Genomic DNA, 19,057 nt, shown 5'->3' with positions numbered 1-19,057 from the left:
GTTAACGTCCTTGCCACCATCCCCACAGCGTAATTAATAGCCACGCCGCCGCAATCCAGCACAGTACCGCCGCCCCCAGCGCTAACGACAGACGCAGACTGTTAATCAGGAAATACAGCGAAATCAAATACACCAGATAGGGCAACACCGCCCACATGCCGAAAATCAGCGTCGTTTTCAGCGCCGCTATTGAACGTTCGCTGCCGACAACATAATGCGCAATCAAAGCGAAAGTGGGGAAGAGCGGGACTAAACCGGCGATATAATAGTTGCGCGTTTTGGCCAGCAGGCCGATCAGAACCACGACCAGCGCGCCTATCAGCGCTTTGACAAGGATGCCCATAACGGTCTCGGGTGTCGGGGGAAAGCCAACACACTGCCCGAAAGCCTGAGCAGAATCAATGGCGTATTGCGTAGTGCGGGGAAAAACAGACCCGCATGAATCGCGGGTCTGAGCGGCAACGTTTACTGGCGGTAAGCGTGCTTGATTTGCTGAATGCTGTTCTTGAAGATTTCCGCCTGAGTCGGATCTTCAATCTGGGCGATGAAACGTTCCATGTTGATGATGACTTTCCCGGCATCGGCCTGGCCGATCGACTTCAGGATCAGCGTCAGCGTGGCTTTGAGGCAGGCAACCTCGGTCGCCAAGATCTCCGGGTTTGCAGACGTAGTGAAATCAACGTTGCTCATTTTCTCTCCTGATTTTTGAGGCCGTAGCCTGATACAAGCTGCTTTAGCGCACCGCGCGCGGACTATAGGCAAGTTGCCCACGCACGGCGGCGAATTTAACTGGGCGCGGAGTATAGCATAGCATGCGTCAGCCATCTGCACCGGGCTTGCTCTGGCGGCGCTGGTGGGTGAAGTTTGCTCATTGCACGTCCGGGTCATCCATTGTCGGCCAGTTATTTCGAGGCGGTTAACAAGTATTTGCCCGGCTCGTTATTGTTGAACAATCGGGGTTATTATAATTATTAGGGGCGGGTGGCACTGATTTTGCCGGCGTTGGTCGGTAATAATAGTTTTGTACGCTGGCTGTCAGGCTCGCGTTGGCCGCGGCTTTAAATATCAAATGATTACAAACAGCCAACAGCCGTGTTAATATTATTCATGTCGTGATTGCTTACACAGATTTCTCCCTCGCGGCATGATTGTCGCGCTATCCTGTGTCTGACGCAGCGCGACGAAATTATTTTCGTCGCTCGATCTTTTCCGACGTGACGATTTATCGGCGGCATAGACGGCTAAAATTGAAAAATCAGCTATGCTCCGCAAAGTTATTCGGAAGTATGTATTAATCTGTGTTCATTCTTGTCTGAAAAACAAGTAATATCTCTGGCGAAAACAGAGGCTGATTGCGTTACTCCCTTTTTTTGGAGAATTTTCCTTGATTAGCGTTCTTCTTGTTGATGACCACGAACTGGTGCGCGCAGGGATACGACGCATTCTTGAAGATATCAAAGGTATAAAAGTTGTCGGTGAGGCCCAGTGCGGTGAAGACGCCGTAAAATGGTGCCGTGGCAACGCTGTCGATATCGTGCTGATGGACATGAATATGCCGGGCATTGGCGGGCTGGAAGCCACGCGCAAGATTGTGCGTTATGCACCCGACGTCAAAGTCATCATGCTGACTATCCATACCGAAAATCCCTTGCCCGCGAAGGTGATGCAGGCGGGTGCCGCCGGCTACCTGAGCAAGGGCGCCGCGCCGCAGGAAGTGATTAACGCCTTGCGTTCCGTGCATGCGGGGCAGCGCTACATCGCGTCTGACATCGCCCAGCAAATGGCTCTGAGCCAGCTGGAGCCGCAGGCCGAAACGCCGTTCAGCTGCCTGTCTGAGCGCGAGCTGCAGATCATGTTGATGATCACCAAAGGCAAAAAAGTGAATGAGATCTCGGAGCAACTGAGTCTCAGCCCGAAAACGGTGAACAGTTACCGTTACCGTATGTTCAGCAAATTGAATATCAGCGGCGACGTCGAACTGACCCACCTGGCCATCCGACATGGATTGTTCAATGCGGAGACGTTGTTAAGCAGTGAATGACCGTTTTGATGCCAAAGCTTTCCTGAGTACCGTCACCAGCCAACCTGGCGTCTATCGTATGTATGACGCCACTGGCACGGTGATCTACGTCGGTAAAGCCAAAGACCTGAAAAAACGTCTCGCCAGCTATTTTCGGCAGCAGGTCAGCAGCCGTAAAACCGAAACGCTGGTTAAAAATATCGCGCAAATAGACGTAACGGTTACCCATACCGAAACAGAAGCGCTGTTGTTGGAACATAACTACATTAAATTGTACCAACCGCGATATAATGTTCTTTTGCGAGACGATAAATCTTATCCGCTGATTTTTCTCAGCGCCGATACTCATCCCCGTTTAGCGGTGCATCGCGGCGCCAAACACGCCAAGGGCGAATATTTCGGTCCTTTTCCCAATTCTTACGCCGTGCGCGAAACGCTGGCGCTGCTGCAGAAGCTGTTCCCGATCCGCCAGTGCGAAAACAGCGTGTATCGCAACCGTTCGCGCCCGTGTCTGCAGTATCAGATCGGCCGCTGCCTGGGCCCTTGCGTCGCCGGCCTGGTGAGTGAAGAAGAGTACCGGCAACAGGTGGACTACGTGCGGCTGTTTCTTTCGGGCAAAGATCAACAGGTGTTGCACCAGCTGATTGCCCGCATGGAAGAAGCCAGCAAGCTGCTCAATTTCGAAGAGGCGGCGCGCATACGCGATCAAATTCAGGCCGTGCGCCGCGTTACCGAGCGGCAGTTCGTCTCGGGCGACAGTGACGATCTGGATGTCATCGGCGTGGCGTTCGACGCCGGTATGGCATGCCTGCACGTGCTGTTCATCCGTCAGGGCAAGGTGTTGGGCAGCCGCAGCTATTTCCCTAAGGTGCCGGGCGGTACGGATATGAGCGAAGTGGTGCAGACTTTCGTCGGCCAGTTTTACCTGCAGGGCAGCCAGGCGCGCACGCTGCCCGGCGAGATCCTGTTGGATTTCAGCTTGCCGGAAAAGGACCTGCTCGCAGAATCGCTCTCCGAGTTGGCGGGGCGCAAGATCCAAATTCAAAGCAAGCCGCGCGGCGACCGCGCCCGTTATCTGAAGCTGGCCCGCACCAACGCGGCAACGGCGTTGACCACCAAGCTTTCGCAACAGTCGACGATCCATCAGCGGCTGGCGGAATTGGCCAAGGTGCTGAATCTGGCGGAAATCAATCGTATGGAGTGCTTCGATATCAGCCATACCATGGGCGAACAGACCGTAGCTTCGTGCGTGGTGTTCGACGGAAACGGCCCGGTGCGTTCGGAGTATCGGCGCTACAATATTAGCGGCATCACCCCCGGCGATGACTACGCGGCGATGACGCAGGTGCTGAAACGCCGTTACGGCAAAGCGCTGGAAGAGAAAAAAATCCCGGATGTCATTTTCATCGACGGCGGCAAAGGGCAGCTCGGCATGGCGATCGACGTGTTCAACTCGCTGAACGTCACCTGGGACAAGAATAAACCGTTGCTGATCGGCATCGCCAAAGGCGCCGATCGCAAGGCCGGGTTAGAAACGTTGTTCTTCGTGCCGGAAGGCGAAGGGATTTCGTTGCCGCCGGATTCGCCGGCGCTGCATGTGATCCAACACATCCGCGATGATTCACATAATCATGCGATTACCGGTCACCGGCAGAGAAGGGCGAAAGTCAGAAATACCAGCGCACTGGAACTGATTGAGGGCGTAGGGCCGAAACGGCGCCAGGTGCTGTTGAAGTATATGGGCGGACTGCAACCTTTGTTGAACGCCAGCGTGGAGGAAATTGCAAAAGTGCCGGGTATTTCACAAGCATTGGCAGAAAAGATCTACAATGCATTGAAACACTGAGGGCAATGTAGCAACATACTCTTAATTTCCACTTTAGCCAGATAGTTACCGTAGCATTATGCAATTGAATATACCGACTTGGCTTACCCTGTTTCGCGTAGTTCTGATCCCATTCTTTGTGCTGGCGTTTTACCTGCCGTTCAGCTGGGCTCCGATGGTTTGCGCCGTTATCTTTGTGTTTGCCGCTGTCACCGACTGGTTTGACGGTTTCCTGGCGCGCCGCTGGAAACAAACGACGCGCTTCGGGGCGTTTTTGGATCCGGTCGCGGACAAAGTGATGGTGGCGGTAGCGCTGGTGCTGGTGGCGGAGCACTACCACAGCTGGTGGATCACGCTGCCGGCGGCCACCATGATCGCCCGCGAAATCATCATTTCGTCGCTGCGCGAGTGGATGGCGGAAATTGGCAAACGCAGCAGCGTGGCGGTGTCCTGGATCGGCAAAGTGAAGACCATGGCGCAGATGATGTCGCTGGTGGGCTTGCTGTGGCGCCCGGATCGCTCTGTGGAATATGTGGCGATCGGCTTGCTGTATATTGCGGCGGTGCTGACTTTCTGGTCGATGTTCCAATATTTGAACGCGGCGCGTAACGATTTGCTGGAACCGTGATCGATACGCTGCAAAAAGCGGCAAACGATCGTGATGGGCCAACAATTTTATTGACTCATCACGTCAGGTAAGTAGAATGCATCGCATCAGACGACAACGATGAATTGCAAAAGATAGCAAAGAAATCAGTCAGTTCTGGTAATGCGGGAATAGCTCAGTTGGTAGAGCGCAACCTTGCCAAGGTTGAGGTCGCGAGTTCGAGCCTCGTTTCCCGCTCCAAACATTAGCCTGTTGAATCCCCGTGATTCGGCTGGTAAGGAAAAGGGGCTTCGGCCCCTTTTTCGTTTTCTGCTTCTGCGCCATTCGGCGAAACCTTTCTTCATCTTCCCATATCGATTATTGACTCTCCTCACGTATCTTTCCTGTCGTTGTCATACTGCTGGATGCAGCCGTTAAACGGTGAAACAATAATTTGATACGTCGGGCGGTTCGCCATGCAAGAAGAAAATAACGCGGCATATGACACCATCCGAGCTCTCAGGCACAGCCAGGCTGCGCTGTCGCCTCGCCAAATCGCTGGGTTATCGGCAAAGTGAAGCGGTAGGTCCGCCTTTTGGAACCGGGCATAGGAGGATGTATGGAGTCTGGTGCTTTAAAGCATCTGATAAGAACGGCGGCGGGATGTGCGCTGTTCTTCGGCCTGGTCGCCCCGCCGTTGGGGGGCGTGCTCATGTTTCTGCTGATGGCGTTCGGCAGCGGTGAGTGGGTGGGAATAAGTCTTCTCGATGCCGGCGACTTGCTGGGCATGGCGGGGTTTATCGGCATTTTTTCTTATGCGCTCGGTTTTTTGCCGGCATGTTTGGCGGGGGCTATTGCCGGTATCGTCCATTCAGGCATTCGCCAATTGCGGTGGTTTCTGCTGTTGTGTGCGGTGGTGTCCGCCATTGCCCCCGGTTTGCTGAATGCCGATCAGCGTATTTTTGGCGCGATCGCGGTTTTACCGGGAATGTTCGCCGGGTTTTTATGGTGGCGTCGAAGATTGCGTGATGCCCCGACTGATGAGGTTTTGCACGATAGCCCTTCGCCATAAGCAAGCGAAAAGCCGGGGAGAGCTATTCCTGTCGAGAAAAAGAACCGTTTTGCCCGTGAATTCCTGAGCCGATGCATATAATATCAACATTCCGCTTGCCTTTTCGTTGGCATTGTGAACAGTGCGCCCACAAAATAAGCAGTTGAAAGCGTTAGAGAACTTTTTGCTATTTCGGGGGGTTGCCAAGGTGGGGGGTTTAGTCCATAATGCAGTCCATCGATTCGGCAGTAACGAAATAAATTACTTAAGAATCAGATGATTAGGATAAGCGATTTTATCATCGCAATCCCGAAGAACAAAACGAAGTGGGTGATTCACCGGCTTTGGCCTGAAAAGGCAAAACAGAATAAAGGCGCGTTAACAAAGCGGTTATGTAGCGGATTGCAAATCCGTCCAGTCCGGTTCGACTCCGGAACGCGCCTCCAACTTTCCCGAGCCCGGGTGGTGAAATCGGTAGACACAAGGGATTTAAAATCCCTCGGCTTATGGCTGTGCGGGTTCAAGTCCCGCCCCGGGTACCAGGGAACGAAAATACCGAATAATCAAAGCAATAAGTAGTAATGTCGTAGACCGCCGAGAGGCGGTTTTTTTGTGCCTGAAATTCGCATTGCGCCTGCATTTTTTTCCTTTCTTGTCATGCCGCCCCCCTGCCTGCAGGGAGCCCCGCAGGGCTCCACACTACAGATCATAAGAAACCGAACGCCGCGGCGAGGATCCAGCCGAAGACGCAGGAGACGCTGACGCCGATCAGGCCCGGTAGAATGAAGCTGTGATTGATCACGAAGCGGCCGATGCGGGTGGTGCCGGAGCGGTCGAACTGAATTGCCGCCAAATCGCTGGGGTAGGTCGGTAAAATATAATAACCGTAGCAGGCCGGCGCCGAAGCGACGATATAGGCCGGGTTGACGCCGATCGCCAGCGCCACCGGCACCAGCGCCGCCAGCGCGGCGGCCTGCGAATTGACGAATTTCGACACCAGCAGCAGGATCAGCGCATAGGCCCAGGGGTACTCTTTCACCAGCACGCCCAGCGTGGCTTCTATCTGCGTCAGGTGCGCGCCGAACATGGTTTCCGCCATCCAGGCGACGCCATACACCGCCACGATGGCAATCATGCCGGAACGGAACACCTCGTTTTTAGAGATAGACGCCGGGTTGGTGCGGGTAATGATGACGATCAGCGCCCCGGCCATCAGCATGCACATCTGGATCACCAAGACCATGGAAAGTGGCTTGCCACCGAAGCTGGGCCGCAGGTCGGAAAAGGCCCCCAGCACCGCCACCAGGGCGATAGTGGCGAGGAAAATCCACATGGCGATCCAGTTGCTGCGCGGCAATACCCGGTCCAGCAGGGTGGCGGCGTCGCCATAGACGTAGCGATGGTTCTCCGGCACCGAGATGAATTTCTGGAACTCGGGATCTTTGTCCAGGTCTTTGCCGCGGAACCAACTGAAGATACCGATCGCCAGAATGCCGCACAGGGTGGAAGGAATGGTGATCGACAGCAGATCGAGGAATTCCAGATGGCGGCCATTGAAGGTGTAGCTGCTGAGCATCGCCACCAGTGAAACGACTGCCACCGAGACTGGGCTGGCGATAATGCCCATCTGCGCGCCGATCGAGCTGGCTGCCATTGGCCGTTCCGGGCGGATGTTATTTTTGATCGCCACGTCATAGATGATCGGCAAGATGGTGTACACCACATGGCCGGTGCCGCAAAGAATAGTGAGAATGCAGGTGACGAACGGCGCGATGATTGAGACATATCGCGGGTTGCGCCGCAGCATCCGCTCGGCGATCTGGAGCATGACGTCCAACCCGCCTGAGGCCTGCAGGGTGGCGGAGGCCGCCACCACCGCGATGATCACCAGCATCACGTCTACCGGCGGTTTGCCGGGCTGCAGGTGAAAGCCGAACACCAGAATCATCAAACCGATACCGCCCAGCAACCCCAGCGCAATGCCGCCTTTACGCGCCCCATACAGCAGGCATGCCAATATAACCGCTAATTGCAGAAAGAAATCCATGATAGATACGCCTTAATAATGTTGAACTTAACTGCGTTCAGTTTCCGGCGGCGTTTACAGCAGAAAGTTGTTTTAAATCTAAAGGCATTAATAAATTATGGTTATTGACCTTAAAGAGTGATGTCGGTCACATTCAAAGAACATAGAGAGCGTGCGGAAAGCGGCATCAGCACGAAAAAGCAAGCCAAGAGGTCAGACCTCTCCTATATGACGGATTTACCACCAGAGGAGAGAGTTATGGATCCGACAAAAATGACGGGGCTGGCGTTATTACAGGCAGCGATGGCCGGCAAAATTCCACCGGCTTCGATCGCTGAAACGGTGCCCATGAAACCGGCCGCGGTTGAAGAGGGATATATCCGCATCGTGGCGCGGGCCGACGAACGCCATCTTAACCCGCTGGGCGGCGTTCATGGCGGCTTCGCCGCCACGGTTTTGGACTCGGTGACCGGTTGCGCGGTGCACAGTACGCTGGGCGCAGGGACGGGTTATGGCACCGTCGATCTGCAGGTGAAAATGTTGCGCCCGGTGCCGAAGGAGATTGATCTGATCGCCGAGGGGCGTCTGGTCTATGCGTCGAAAAACGTCGCTTTCGCGGAAGGCACGCTCAAAACGGCGGAAGGAAAATTGCTGGCTTCGGCAACCGCCACTTGCTTTATCATTCGCTCTACCGAACAGCCGCCACAATAACCTGCCATTTATCAGGCCCCGGTTCTTCCATCCGGGGCCTGATGCATTTCTCTGTCGGCTGCACCGATCGCCGCGATACGGCTGCAGGCGCGATGCGTCATTGTGGTCTAGTATTCTTGGGTAAAAATTTATCGGGGTGAGTATGCAGCCGTATAAAGAGGTTGAGTTTGATCATGAGCTTTGTCTGGCGATCGGCAGAGCCGTATTGGACGTGGTAGCGCAAGGGGAAGAAACCAGCGCGACGTCGGTGATGAGTGCCATTGAGCGGGCGGTGGAACAGGGGCTGAACGACGACGACACCGCCGTTGCCGACGACGCGCTGGATTTGATGGCTCGTCTTATTCACGGCTGCGGATTTATTAATCTATCGGGTGAAGAGGAGACTTCCCATGCATTGGTTGAATTTCAAGCGCTACAAGAGTGACGTCGCCAAACAGGCCGTGCCGCCGCATCTGAATGCCGCTGAATTTGCGCGGCATTATGCCGATAAGCCGCAGGAGAATACGGAAGAGTATCTTTCGCTCAGCGGGGAGATGTGTTGGGATGCGGTGGTGCTGTGCGCCCACCGTTCCGGCGCGCTCAGTAAGGCGAAATACAAGCAGCTGTGGCTGACGGTGTTCGATAAGCAGTACAAACATTTCGTCAGCCCCGACGATACCGAGATCCGCACCATGGCGGATATGCTGCGCGCCCCGCAGGGATGTTTTATCGGGATATTCTCCATGCGCGACGCGGCCTCGCCCCGATTGCTGCATGCCATGATCGGCACCGGCGCGGGATTTGCCGCAGGCAATAAAAATCTTTGCATCGGCGTGGGAGGCGCGGTCGGCTGGGAGAATCTCAATCTGGCGCGCGATCTGCGCTGGCAGCCGGAAGGCGGTTTTCTACGCCAGGGCGACAGTGAAGTGCTGCGTATTTTTTATCGGCCTTTCCCCGCCTGAAACTGTCCGGACGCTTTTTAGGGTAAAAAAACCGCCGTTGGGCGGTTTTTTGCGTCTTATTTGAACCCGCCGCTGCGGATGAAGTCGAGACCGGCGGCGGTGATCCGCGTTTGGTGCGGATCGATATCATAGTTGTTCTCGTCGATGTCGCTCATCACGTAGGCCTGTATCAGCCCCTTGGTTTTGAGATAGGCGAAGGGATCTGCGAAGGCGTGCGGGCTGGTGGCGTCCTGCTTCCACAGTTCGTAAGTTTTCTCATCCAGCGTGCCGGGATGATTGGCGGCCAGTCGGGTCAGGATCTGATTGTAGAACACATAGTCGGTCATGATGCGGTCCTCTTTATCGCGAGCGACAGTCTCGGAAAATGACGTAACGTCTATCAATCATAGCCGATGTTTGCTCGCCGCCTGCGTTATCGCGAACCCAGGCTATCCACGCTGGCTTTCGAACCAGTGAAACAGGCGCGAAATGGTGAGGCTGAGATCGCCGATGTTGAAGAGCGCGCCGAGCCACAGGGTTAGCATAACCAGGATGCCGATGATGACGGGAAGATCCATTTTGCCCATGATAATGTTTTGCAGAGGTGACGGTGCCACAAGGGTAACACCGTTTCCCGGCAGGATAAAATGTGCCGCCGTTATTTCGATTGTGCCGCTGCGGAATGGCGAAGGCCGGCCATCAGGATGACCGGCCGGGTTTCAACAGCCTATCTTGCCGCCAAACGGTCAGGCATAGTGGCGGGCGATATGCTCGGCGGTGGCGATCGTCGTCACATTAGTGGCGACGGAGGGCACGTCGGGGAAAATGGAGGCGTCGACAACCCGAAGCCCGTGCACGCCGTGCACGCGGCCCTGAAGGTCAACGACCGCCTTCGGGTCGCCGGCATTCCCCATCGGCGCGGAGGAGGTCGGGTGATGATAGGTATCCAACGTCGCCGCCATCGAGGCCAGAATGGCCTCGTCGCTGTCTGCGGCAGGCGCAAGCTCGCTGTGGATAAGCGTAGACAGCGGAGCGGTTTGCCCTATTTTTCGCGCCAGTTTAACCCCCTCCAGCAAGCGAACACGGTCACTCTCTTGCGCCAGGAAGTTAAGGTCAATGTGAGGGGCTGCCATCGGATCGCGGCTTTCCAGCCAGATGCGTCCGGTGGATTGCGGCCGGGTCAGCGCCACCGCCAGGACAAAACCGACGCCGGTGGGGCTTTGGTCATGTGGGAACAGATGCGTCGCGGTAATGTGCAGATCGAGCTCCTCCGGTTCCGCCCGGCTGCTGCGGGTCCACAGCTTGGCGCCGATAACCGGCGATTGGCTGCCGATGACGTCGGGGCGGGCTGCGTAGGCATTGTAATAAAAGGGGTGATCGACCAGGTTTTCACCGACGGGCAAATCGGCGACGACGGGGATCCCCAGACGCTTCGACTGTTGCGCAGGCGCAATGCCGGATCGCATCAAAACGGCGGCGCTGCCGTAGGTTCCGGCGCTCAGGATCACTTCAGCGGCATGGATTTCTTCGCCACTGGCCAGGCGAACGCCGATCGCGCGCTGCCCGTCAAATATCACGCGGTCGACCAGCGTATCGGCACGCAGGATGAGATTGTCTCTGGCGCGCGTTTTCTCATCCAGATAGGCCATGCCGGTGTTAACGCGCACACCGTTGACGATATTCATCGGGTAGGGGCCGACGCCATTCGCTGAAGGGCCGTCAAAATCGTCGATGGCGTCATAGCCGTTGGCGCGCGTGGCGGCGACGAAAGCGCGTTGCATTGGCGTGATGTCATCCAATGTGAGTTGCACGACGGGGAAAGGACCGCTATCGCCATGGATTGCGCGGTCGTGCAGGCCATGACGAGTCTCCAGTTTTTTGAAGGAGGGCAGCAGATCCTGATAGCGCCATCCCGGCAGATCCCAGCGTTTGAAATCTTCCGGGCGGGCGCGGATCGCCACGGCGCCGTTGACGCCTGAACTGCCGCCCAGGACTTTACCGCGGATGGCGCCGATCGCGTGGCTGACATAGCCGGGTTCTGTCCGGTATCCCCATTCGAATTCCGGGTCGCCATTGGCGCCGAGCACGTCGCTGTTCGCGATGAGGCGCGGATAATCGTAGGGCGCGTAACTGTGCCCGGCCTCTATCAGCAGGACCCGGCGCGTTGGGTTTTCGCTGAGGCGAGCCGCCATCACCGCGCCGGCGGAACCGCCGCCGACGATGATCACATCGAAGGTGGATGGCTCGCTGGCGCGTTGGGCCGGTTGTGTTTGCGCCGCCGACGCGGAACTTGATGCGCAAGCGCTGAGCGTGGCGGCGGCTGAAACGGCCAGCGTTTGGGATATCAGCTGACGGCGTGACAGGTCTTTCATGGCGTAGTCTCCAGAGCGGGCGGAAGGTGTGTTCTGCAGACTAAAACCCGGAGATAAAAGCGACAAGCGGGCGAAATTCGAACCTGCTGTTCGCGTTCTGCGAACCTTTCAGGTTGACGTCAGGAAAGGGGACAGCGCGGTTTCCCAACTGGGCGTAGGGCCAATGTGCTCACTCAGAAAGTCCACCAGCGCCTTGATCTTGGGGGATGCGCGTTTTGAACGGCGATAGACGGCGGAAATGTCGCCGCCGTCGGGTGAATAGGCGGCCAGCACAATGCGCAGTTCCCCTGCGCGTATCGCATCGGCGGCGATAAATGCGGGCAGGATGGCGAGGCCCAAACCGGCTTTCGCCGCCGCCAGCAGGTGAAAAGCATTATCGGTGCGCAGGCGTTTGCCGATACGAAACGATCGGATCTCGCCTTCGATGGGGAGTTGCAGCATGCCGGTCGGCTCGCGGTGAATATACAGCAACCCCTGATGCTGTTGCAGGTGTTGCGGGTGCGTCGGCGTGCCTTGACGCGCAAGATAGGCTGGGCTGGCGCAAATCAAGTGACGGTTGGCGCAGATGCGCTGCGCGATCAGGTCGGAATCCGCCAAGGCGCCGATACGGATGGCGACGTCGAAATTTTCCTGATTCAGATTGGCCAGGCGATCGCTGTACTCCACGTCCAGATTGAGGTTCGGGTATTGTTCCATAAAGGCGGATAACAGCGGCGCCAGATAGCGGATGCTGAACGCCATCGGCGCGGTTAACCGCAGTGGGCCCTGCAGTTGGCCGTGCAGTGTTCGCACCGACTCTTCGGCATCGCTCACTTCGCTTAATATGAGAACGGCGCGCTGATAGAACAGGTGGCCGGCGTCGGTCAGCCCAAGCGTTTTCCCGCGTTCGAACAGCACAGTCCCAAGGCGCGTCTCCAACTGCTGGATGCGTCTGCTGACCACCGACTTGGTGGTGCCCAAGCGGCGGGCGGCGGCGCTGATGTTGGCGGCCTCGACCACGGCGATATAGGTCGCCATCTCCTGAAACTGATTCATTCATCTCTCCTTCGGCATCCGCCGGGTCAAGTTACCACTCTGTGCACGCCAGGCAAAAAAAACCACCCGGGCGGGTGGTTTTTGCTTGTCAGAGCGAATCAGTCCAGTTTGGGGTGCTGGTCGATCAGGATCTGTTTTTTCTTTTCCAGTTCGGCAATCTGCGCGTTGATGTCCTCGACTTTCTGTTCGATGTTGTCGTAGGTTTCCTGCAGCAGCTCTTTTGCCTCGGAGCGGTCAGAGGCGGCCGGCGTCGCGCCGCGTAGCGGCTTGTTGGCGGTTTCTTTCATGTACAGACCGGTGATAAGACCGATCACCGCAACAACCATCAGGTAGTAGGCCGGCATGTACAGGTTGCCGGTCGCTTCCACCAGCCAGGCGGCAACGGTCGGCGTCGCACCGGCGATCAGTACCGAAATGTTGAACGAAATCGCCAGCGCGCTGTAGCGAATGTGCGTCGGGAACATCGCCGGCAGGATGGAGGCCATCACCCCGGTGAAGGAGTTGAGCAGCACCGCCAGCACCAGCAGGCCGACGAAAATCAGGCCGATGACGTTGCTGTTGATCAGAATGAAGCACGGGATCGCCAACGCCAACAGGCCGATGCTGCCGCCGATGATAAACGGCTTACGGCCGATGCGGTCACTGGTCAGGCCGATCACCGGCTGCACGAACAGCATGCCGATCATGATGGCGATGATGATCAGAACGCCGTGATCTTCCGAGTAGTGCAGGTTATGCGACAGGTAGCTCGGCATGTAAGTCAGCAGCATGTAATAGGTCACGTTGGTGGAAATCACGATACCGACGCACACCAGCAAACTTTTCCAGTGTTTGGCCGCGATCTCTTTGAACGAGGTCTTTGGCGGATTCTCGATGGCGTTGCGATCCTCTTTCTCCATCTTGTCCACGTGCTGCTGGAACGCCGGGGTTTCTTCCAGCGCATGGCGCAAGTAGAGACCGATCAGGCCCAGCGGCGCGGCGATGAAGAACGGGATACGCCAGCCCCAGTCGAGGAAGTTGGCTTCGCCGACGATACTGGAGATCAGCACCACTACGCCTGCGCCCATCACAAAGCCGGCGATGGAGCCGAAGTCCAGCCAGCTGCCCATAAAGCCGCGTTTGCGGTCCGGTGAGTATTCGGCGACGAAGATCGCCGCACCGGAATATTCACCGCCGACGGAGAAGCCTTGCGCCAGTTTGGCCAGCAGCAGCAAGATCGGCGCCCAGATGCCGATCGACGCATAGGACGGGATCAGGCCGATACAGAAGGTGCTGACCGCCATGATGATAATGGTGACCGAGAGCACTTTTTGACGGCCGAACTTGTCGCCCATGGCGCCGAAGAACAGACCGCCGAGCGGACGCACCAGGAAGGGGACGGAGAAGGTCGCCAGTGCGGCGATCATTTGCACGCCGGGAGAGGCGCCGGGGAAGAAGACCTGGCCAAGCGCATAGGCGACAAAGCCGTATACGCCGAAGTCGAACCACTCCATTGCGTTGCCGAGGGCCGCGGCGGTAATGGCCTTCTTGAGTTTGCTGTCATCGATGATGGTGATGTCGTTAATGTGCATCGGTTTATGTCGTTTTTTTCTTAACTTCATATAATCATCCCTTAATGAATTATTCGTTGTTCGTGAAAGCGTAATCTCCGTTCACTGTTGTTTTCGAGTTATCAAATCGGCTAATCGAATCGCGGTTCAAGACGATTCATTATCCACATTTAAGTTGGGATGTGGATCACAAAATAGCGTCTCTCATGCCGATGTTATGTCATTTAGGTGACTAATTATTTTGCATCTATAGCTTAACGTTATATCTTGCGGCGATCAAATCCAGCAGTTTAACTTAAGTGTTTGCACCGATTTGGTGCGAGAATGGTCTGATAATTGTGCGATCTGGCGATTTTTCGGCTGATTGATGGTGTTTCCAGTATAGAGAATACGGGAGATAAAACAGGAAAAATTGATGTGTTCGCCGCTAAAAAAACGCCTGGCCAGGTGGCCAGGTCGCTGAGATTACGGCGCCGATGATCCGCCGAATTCGAGATAGATTTTCGCCAGATTCTGGTACTGCGCGAAGCGGTTCTCATCCACCGCCAGTTCCGCCTGACGGCGTTGATCCTGAGCGTTCAGCCAGTCGGTAATGGTGATGGCGCCCTGTCGGTAACGCACCTCGTTCAACCGCTCCGATTTACGCGCCAACGCCAATGAGGCGCGCAACTGCGTCTCCTGCGCCAGCAGCTGCGTGCGCAGTGACAGCGCGTTGTTCACATCGCCCATCGCTTTGTACAGCGCCTGCTTGAAGGCCAGAACTTGCTGTTCATAGTCGTTGCGGGCGATCTTGATCTCCACGCCCATTTGCCGCCACTGCAGGAACGGCAGCGTCAGGCCGGCGCTGAGGCTGCCCGTCGGGTTGCGCAGGAATTCCAGCAGCGCGCTGCTGCTGGCGCCCAGTGAACCGGTCAGGCTGAACGCGGGATAGTATTGCAGACGTTTTTCATCGACGTTGGCCAGGGCGGCGCGCAACCGCAGCTCTTGAGCGCTGAGATCCGGGCGACGGCTCAGGACGCTGGCGGGAATGCCGGTGTTGATCTGCGGCATCGCCGTCGTCGGCAGGCGCGCGGGCGCGATGGTGGCTTGGCCTGATGGCGCGCCCAGCAGCACCGCCTGTTCGTTCAGCGCCTGTTGACGATCGTGTTGTAACGCCACCAGGCTGCGTTCCTGCGTCAGCAAGTTTTGTTCCGCATTCACTACGTCCAGCGCCGAGATGCTGCCGGCCTGATAACGGGCGTTGGCCAGCCGCAGCGTCGTTTTGGCATAGGCGATGCTCGCCTGGCTGACGCTGATTTGTTGATTGAGAAAACCGATGCGCCAGTAGTTGGTGGCGGCGTCGGCCAACAGCTTCAGGCGCGCCGCCTGCAGATCCTGCACGGAAGCCTGGCTGCTCCACTCGGCCGCGTCGCGCTGGCGCGCCAGCTTGCCCCACAGATCGACCTCATAGCTGGTGGTGAGCGACGCGTTGCTGGTTTTATTCCACGCGGAGGACTCGGACAGCGGGCGATTAATGCTGCTGCCTAATGAGGCGCTGACGCCGGGCGCGGTGCTGATGCCGACGCGTTCTGCCTCGAGCCGCGCGCGGTAAACGCGCAGCGCGGCGGCGGCCAGATCGTTATTGCTCGCCATCACCTGTTGCAGCCAACGATCGAGCTCGGGATCGCGGAAATCGCGCCAGTCGAACGGCGTCGGCGCGGCGTTGTCGGCAGCGTATTGCCACCCCGCAGGATAGTTGACCTGCGGCGCCCGGTAGTCGCTTTTCAGGGCATTGCCGCAGCCGGCGGTGAGCAGGGCGGCGAGGCTTAACGCCAGGGGAGATAAAATTTTCATGGGTTACTCGCTGGCCAATGAAACGACCGGATCCATCCTTGCCGCTTTGCGGGCGGGGAGATAACCGAAGATCATGCCGATTAAGGTTGAACAGAAAAATGCCGTGGCGGCGGCTTGCCAGGAATAGATGGCGGTGAACATGCCGCCCGCCAGCGAGGTGAACAGCGACCCGGCGGCGAACGACAGCGCGATGCCCAAAGCGCCGCCGATCAGACAGACCAGCACCGCCTCTATCATGAACTGTTGCATGATGTCGCTGCGCCGCGCGCCGACCGCCATGCGCACGCCGATTTCGTGGGTGCGTTCGGTCACCGAGACCAGCATGATGTTCATCACGCCCAGGCTGCCGATCACCAGCGCGATGGACGCCACCATCAGGATCAGCAGGCTGAAAGTCATTGACGTGCGTTCGATGGACTTCCGGATTTTATCGAAGTTGTACAAACGGAAATCTTTTACGCCATGGCGTTGGGTCAACAGCTGTGTGATAGCGGTGACGGCCGATTCGCTGGCGACATTGTCCTTTAGCCGAACGGTGATGCCGCTGAGCGTCGGTTTGCCTACCATGCGATACATCACCGTGCTGTAGGGCATCCAAACAGTGATGCGATTGGGCGCGTAGTTGCGATTGCTTTTCGCCACACCGATCACCCGGGCCGGCACCGAGCCGAGAAACACGATTTGGCCGAGCGGCTCGACGCCGAAATCGCCGAACAGCGCCTGGCGCGCATTGTCGTCGATGATCACTTCCTGCAGCGCATTACGATCGTCGCGGAAAGTCACGCCTTGTAACAGCTCGACGCCGTTAACGCGGAAATAGTCGCGCCCGACGCCGGTGATCGAGGCGGTGGCGGATTTGCTGCGAAAACGGATGCTGTCGGAAGCGTCTACTTCCGGGCTGACGCTGTCGACGAAGCTTTGCTGCGCCAGCGCGTCGGCATCGGCCGGCACCAGAGTGCGGATGCTGTCGATGGCGTCGTCGAAGAAATCGCGGCCCGGATAGATGCTTACCACGTTAGTGCCGAGATCTTTGAGGTTTTCCAGCGTGCGCTGTTTGGCGCCTTCGCCCAGCGCCACTACCGTGACCACGGCGGCGATGCCGAAGATGATGCCGGTCATGGTCAGCGCGGTGCGCAGACGATGAGCGTTCATCGCTTTCAGCGCCATGTGCAGCGATTCGCGGGTGCGGTCGATCAGGCGTTGCCAGCCGCTTTGCCGGCTGCGGTTCGGCGGCGGCAACGATGGGCCGGACGCCGACTTGCGGCCGCTGTCAGCGATGATCTTGCCGTCTTGCAGTTCGATGACGCGCTGCGCATGTTGCGCCACTTTCATATCGTGGGTGACGATCACCACGGTGTGGCCGCGCTGATTCAGTTCGCTCAGGATCGCCAGCACTTCCTGGCCGGATTGGGTGTCCAGCGCGCCGGTCGGTTCGTCCGCCAGGATGATCTCACCGCCGTTGATCAGGGAGCGGGCGATGCTGACACGCTGCTGTTGGCCGCCGGAAAGCTGGCCGGGTTTGTGGTCTTCGCGTCCCTCAAGCCCCAACCGCGCCAGCAATTGCGCCGCCCGCTGCCGACGCTGATCGCGCCGGGCATTGGCGTAGATGGCCGGGATTTCGACGTTGCCCAGCGCGCTGAGATCGGGCATCAGGTGATAGCGCTGGAAGATAAAACCGATATGTTCGCGGCGCAGGCGGGCCAATTCGTCCGGCGACAGGTGGGCGGCGTTCTGGCCGCTGATGTAGTAATCGCCGCGATCCGGCACGTCGAGGCAGCCCATGATGTTCATCAGCGTCGATTTGCCGGAACCGGAGGCGCCAATGATCGCCACCAGCTCGCCGGCGGCGATGGTCAGATCGATGTCTTTCAACACCGTTAACGCTTGACCGCCGTTGGTGTACGTTCGGCTGATGCCTTTTAGTTCGATGATCGCGTTCACAGGAAGATGCCATCCTCAGCCGATTTGGCGGCGGGCTGCGACAGCACCACGGTTTCACCGGCTTTCAGGCCGCTGAGGATCTGAATGTCGACATTGTTGGTGATGCCGGTGGTCACTTTGCGCGTTTCCAACCGCAGGTCCTGGGTCAGCACCTGCACCTGCTGCTCTTTGCCATCGATTTTATGCACCGCCTGGATCGGCACCAGCAGGGTGTTCTTCGCGTCGCCGAGCAGCAAGGACACCTGCGCGGTCATGGCGATGCGCAGGCGGTTTTCCGGGTTTGGCACGTCCAGCAGCGCGTTGTAATAGACCGAGGCGTTCGAGGTGCCGGAGCCGGAAGCGGAGCTGGTGCCGGCGAGCGAGTCGTCTTTCATCACCGATTCCGGTGCCAGCTCGATGGTGCGCAGCGTGGCGTCGTAGCGCTTATCCGGATCGGAGAAAATAGTGAAGTAAGCCTTTTGTCCCGGCGAAATGCGGGTGATGTCGGCTTCGGAGATCTGCGCCTTAATGGTCATCATATCCAGCCGCGCCAGCTTGACGATGGTCGGCGCACTTTGGCTGGAGTTGACCGTTTGTCCCTGCTGCGTGACCACGGCGATAACAATGCCGTCCATCGGCGCAACCACGCGGGTATAGCCCAGATCGATTTTTTTCTTCTCGACTTCGATCTGCGATTGCACCAACTGCGCATTGAGCGCCTGCAGATCGGCGCGAGTGGTGGCGAGCGAGGCTTCGGCGGTCTCGAAGTCTTCCCGAGAACTGGCTTCGTCGTTCAGCATGCGGCGCTGGCGTTTGAAACGCGACTCCGCCTGTTTCAGCAAGGCCTGTTTGGCTAACATATTGGCTTTGACTACGTTCAGCGCCGCTTCGGCGTTGCGCAGATCGTTGCGCTGTTGCAGATCGTCGATGTCGGCGATCGGTTGCCCTTTGGTGACGCGATCGCCCAGCTTGACCTTCAGCGATTTGACTTCGCCGGAGACGCGGGCGCCGACGTTGACGCGTTCGATGGCATCCAGCCGCCCGGTGGCCAGCACGGCGTTTTCGATATCGCCCAGGCGGGCCGGCGCGGTAACGTAATCCTGCTGCGGCGGGCGTTGCCAAAAGATGGCCAGCGCGACGGCGACGGCGATGAAAACGATGGCGGCGATCAACGCCAGACGGCGGGAGGGGAGTTTCAGTGATGACAT

At 57.5% G+C, this 19,057-nt stretch carries 18 protein-coding genes and 3 tRNA genes; 10 read left to right on the top strand and 11 right to left on the bottom strand.

Going from position 1 to position 19,057, the window contains the following annotated elements:
* Position 1: 1 nt before the first annotated feature.
* Positions 2–343, bottom strand: a complete 342-nt coding sequence (locus J0X03_RS14730; protein WP_025302360.1) for a GlpM family protein — start codon at positions 341–343, stop codon at positions 2–4.
* 122 nt (positions 344–465) lie between these two features.
* A complete protein-coding gene (locus J0X03_RS14725; protein ID WP_004927950.1) occupies positions 466–690 on the bottom strand; it encodes a DUF2594 family protein in 225 nt (74 codons plus the stop codon).
* A 694-nt stretch (positions 691–1,384) separates the two neighbouring features.
* Between J0X03_RS14725 and uvrY the strand changes: the two genes are divergently transcribed.
* The 7 genes from uvrY to J0X03_RS14690 all read left to right on the top strand — a co-directional run bounded on the left by uvrY (position 1,385) and on the right by J0X03_RS14690 (position 6,024).
* Positions 1,385–2,041, top strand: coding sequence for a UvrY/SirA/GacA family response regulator transcription factor (gene uvrY, locus J0X03_RS14720; RefSeq protein ID WP_004927947.1), 657 nt, complete (start codon positions 1,385–1,387; stop codon positions 2,039–2,041).
* Entirely contained in the window at positions 2,034–3,866 is a 1,833-nt protein-coding gene (gene uvrC, locus J0X03_RS14715; RefSeq protein WP_071845073.1) for an excinuclease ABC subunit UvrC, read from the top strand. Before uvrY ends, uvrC begins: the two co-directional genes overlap by 8 nt.
* Positions 3,867–3,924: 58 nt before the next feature.
* Positions 3,925–4,473 (top strand): CDP-diacylglycerol--glycerol-3-phosphate 3-phosphatidyltransferase, encoded by a 549-nt coding sequence (gene pgsA, locus J0X03_RS14710; protein WP_033642639.1) that lies wholly within the window; start codon positions 3,925–3,927, stop codon positions 4,471–4,473.
* Between the two features lie 143 nt (positions 4,474–4,616).
* Positions 4,617–4,692, top strand: a tRNA-Gly gene (locus tag J0X03_RS14705).
* Between the two features lie 358 nt (positions 4,693–5,050).
* Positions 5,051–5,503: a hypothetical protein gene (locus J0X03_RS14700; RefSeq protein ID WP_046686810.1), complete on the top strand. Its 453-nt coding sequence runs from the start codon at positions 5,051–5,053 to the stop codon at positions 5,501–5,503.
* A 351-nt stretch (positions 5,504–5,854) separates the two neighbouring features.
* Positions 5,855–5,928, top strand: a tRNA-Cys gene (locus J0X03_RS14695).
* A 10-nt stretch (positions 5,929–5,938) separates the two neighbouring features.
* Positions 5,939–6,024, top strand: a tRNA-Leu gene (locus tag J0X03_RS14690).
* Between the two features lie 164 nt (positions 6,025–6,188).
* Here the strand turns inward: J0X03_RS14690 and J0X03_RS14685 are convergent.
* Positions 6,189–7,529, bottom strand: a complete 1,341-nt coding sequence (locus tag J0X03_RS14685) for an anaerobic C4-dicarboxylate transporter (RefSeq protein ID WP_033642641.1) — start codon at positions 7,527–7,529, stop codon at positions 6,189–6,191.
* 237 nt (positions 7,530–7,766) lie between these two features.
* Here J0X03_RS14685 and J0X03_RS14680 point away from each other — a divergent pair, with 237 nt between their 5' ends.
* The 3 genes from J0X03_RS14680 (at position 7,767) to J0X03_RS14670 (ending at position 9,160) form a co-directional block, all read left to right on the top strand.
* Entirely contained in the window at positions 7,767–8,219 is a 453-nt protein-coding gene (locus tag J0X03_RS14680; protein ID WP_033642642.1) for a PaaI family thioesterase, read from the top strand.
* Between the two features lie 142 nt (positions 8,220–8,361).
* Entirely contained in the window at positions 8,362–8,643 is a 282-nt protein-coding gene (locus J0X03_RS14675; protein ID WP_033642643.1) for a hypothetical protein, read from the top strand.
* Positions 8,609–9,160, top strand: coding sequence for a hypothetical protein (locus J0X03_RS14670; protein ID WP_033642644.1), 552 nt, complete (start codon positions 8,609–8,611; stop codon positions 9,158–9,160). The genes J0X03_RS14675 and J0X03_RS14670 overlap by 35 nt, the downstream gene beginning before the upstream one ends.
* 56 nt (positions 9,161–9,216) lie before the next feature.
* Here the strand turns inward: J0X03_RS14670 and J0X03_RS14665 are convergent, their stop codons facing one another.
* From J0X03_RS14665 to etsA, 8 genes are all read right to left on the bottom strand, one after another.
* The gene (locus tag J0X03_RS14665) at positions 9,217–9,486 is read right to left on the bottom strand and encodes a hypothetical protein (protein WP_033642645.1); all 270 of its coding nucleotides are present in this window, start codon (positions 9,484–9,486) and stop codon (positions 9,217–9,219) included.
* A gap of 102 nt (positions 9,487–9,588) precedes the next feature.
* Positions 9,589–9,756 carry a hypothetical protein gene (locus J0X03_RS14660; RefSeq protein ID WP_159085273.1) on the bottom strand — a complete coding sequence of 56 codons (168 nt, stop codon included), beginning with the start codon at positions 9,754–9,756 and terminating at the stop codon, positions 9,589–9,591.
* A 129-nt stretch (positions 9,757–9,885) separates the two neighbouring features.
* Entirely contained in the window at positions 9,886–11,511 is a 1,626-nt protein-coding gene (locus tag J0X03_RS14655) for a GMC family oxidoreductase (RefSeq protein WP_046686837.1), read from the bottom strand.
* Positions 11,512–11,619: 108 nt separating this feature from the next.
* Positions 11,620–12,546 (bottom strand): LysR family transcriptional regulator, encoded by a 927-nt coding sequence (locus J0X03_RS14650; RefSeq protein ID WP_101453149.1) that lies wholly within the window; start codon positions 12,544–12,546, stop codon positions 11,620–11,622.
* 98 nt (positions 12,547–12,644) lie between these two features.
* Complete coding sequence (proP, locus tag J0X03_RS14645) at positions 12,645–14,147, bottom strand: glycine betaine/L-proline transporter ProP (RefSeq protein WP_025302375.1); 1,503 nt, start codon at positions 14,145–14,147, stop codon at positions 12,645–12,647.
* A 414-nt stretch (positions 14,148–14,561) separates the two neighbouring features.
* Positions 14,562–15,929 (bottom strand): macrolide efflux RND transporter outer membrane subunit EtsC, encoded by a 1,368-nt coding sequence (gene etsC / locus J0X03_RS14640; protein ID WP_160204167.1) that lies wholly within the window; start codon positions 15,927–15,929, stop codon positions 14,562–14,564.
* A gap of 3 nt (positions 15,930–15,932) precedes the next feature.
* Complete coding sequence (locus J0X03_RS14635; protein ID WP_033642649.1) at positions 15,933–17,870, bottom strand: MacB family efflux pump subunit; 1,938 nt, start codon at positions 17,868–17,870, stop codon at positions 15,933–15,935.
* The gene (gene etsA, locus J0X03_RS14630) at positions 17,867–19,057 is read right to left on the bottom strand and encodes a macrolide efflux RND transporter periplasmic adaptor subunit EtsA (protein ID WP_458252030.1); all 1,191 of its coding nucleotides are present in this window, start codon (positions 19,055–19,057) and stop codon (positions 17,867–17,869) included. The genes J0X03_RS14635 and etsA overlap by 4 nt, the downstream gene beginning before the upstream one ends.

The organism is Serratia ureilytica (assembly GCF_017309605.1).
GTDB classification, from domain to species: domain Bacteria; phylum Pseudomonadota; class Gammaproteobacteria; order Enterobacterales; family Enterobacteriaceae; genus Serratia; species Serratia ureilytica.
This window is presented reverse-complemented; position numbering and strand designations above follow the sequence as displayed.

Bases quoted from the DNA above. Each gene is read 5' to 3' on its own strand.
- J0X03_RS14730 (WP_025302360.1), bottom strand. From the start codon at position 343: ATGGGCATCCTTGTCAAAGCGCTGATAGGCGCGCTGGTCGTGGTTCTG.
- J0X03_RS14725 (WP_004927950.1), bottom strand. From the start codon at position 690: ATGAGCAACGTTGATTTCACTACGTCTGCAAACCCGGAGATCTTGGCG.
- pgsA (WP_033642639.1), top strand. From the start codon at position 3,925: ATGCAATTGAATATACCGACTTGGCTTACCCTGTTTCGCGTAGTTCTG.
- J0X03_RS14700 (WP_046686810.1), top strand. From the start codon at position 5,051: ATGGAGTCTGGTGCTTTAAAGCATCTGATAAGAACGGCGGCGGGATGT.
- J0X03_RS14685 (WP_033642641.1), bottom strand. From the start codon at position 7,529: ATGGATTTCTTTCTGCAATTAGCGGTTATATTGGCATGCCTGCTGTAT.
- J0X03_RS14680 (WP_033642642.1), top strand. From the start codon at position 7,767: ATGGATCCGACAAAAATGACGGGGCTGGCGTTATTACAGGCAGCGATG.
- J0X03_RS14675 (WP_033642643.1), top strand. From the start codon at position 8,362: ATGCAGCCGTATAAAGAGGTTGAGTTTGATCATGAGCTTTGTCTGGCG.
- J0X03_RS14670 (WP_033642644.1), top strand. From the start codon at position 8,609: ATGCATTGGTTGAATTTCAAGCGCTACAAGAGTGACGTCGCCAAACAG.
- J0X03_RS14665 (WP_033642645.1), bottom strand. From the start codon at position 9,486: ATGACCGACTATGTGTTCTACAATCAGATCCTGACCCGACTGGCCGCC.
- J0X03_RS14655 (WP_046686837.1), bottom strand. From the start codon at position 11,511: ATGAAAGACCTGTCACGCCGTCAGCTGATATCCCAAACGCTGGCCGTT.
- J0X03_RS14650 (WP_101453149.1), bottom strand. From the start codon at position 12,546: ATGAATCAGTTTCAGGAGATGGCGACCTATATCGCCGTGGTCGAGGCC.
- proP (WP_025302375.1), bottom strand. From the start codon at position 14,147: ATGAAGTTAAGAAAAAAACGACATAAACCGATGCACATTAACGACATC.
- etsC (WP_160204167.1), bottom strand. From the start codon at position 15,929: ATGAAAATTTTATCTCCCCTGGCGTTAAGCCTCGCCGCCCTGCTCACC.
- etsA (WP_458252030.1), bottom strand. From the start codon at position 19,057: ATGTCATCACTGAAACTCCCCTCCCGCCGTCTGGCGTTGATCGCCGCC.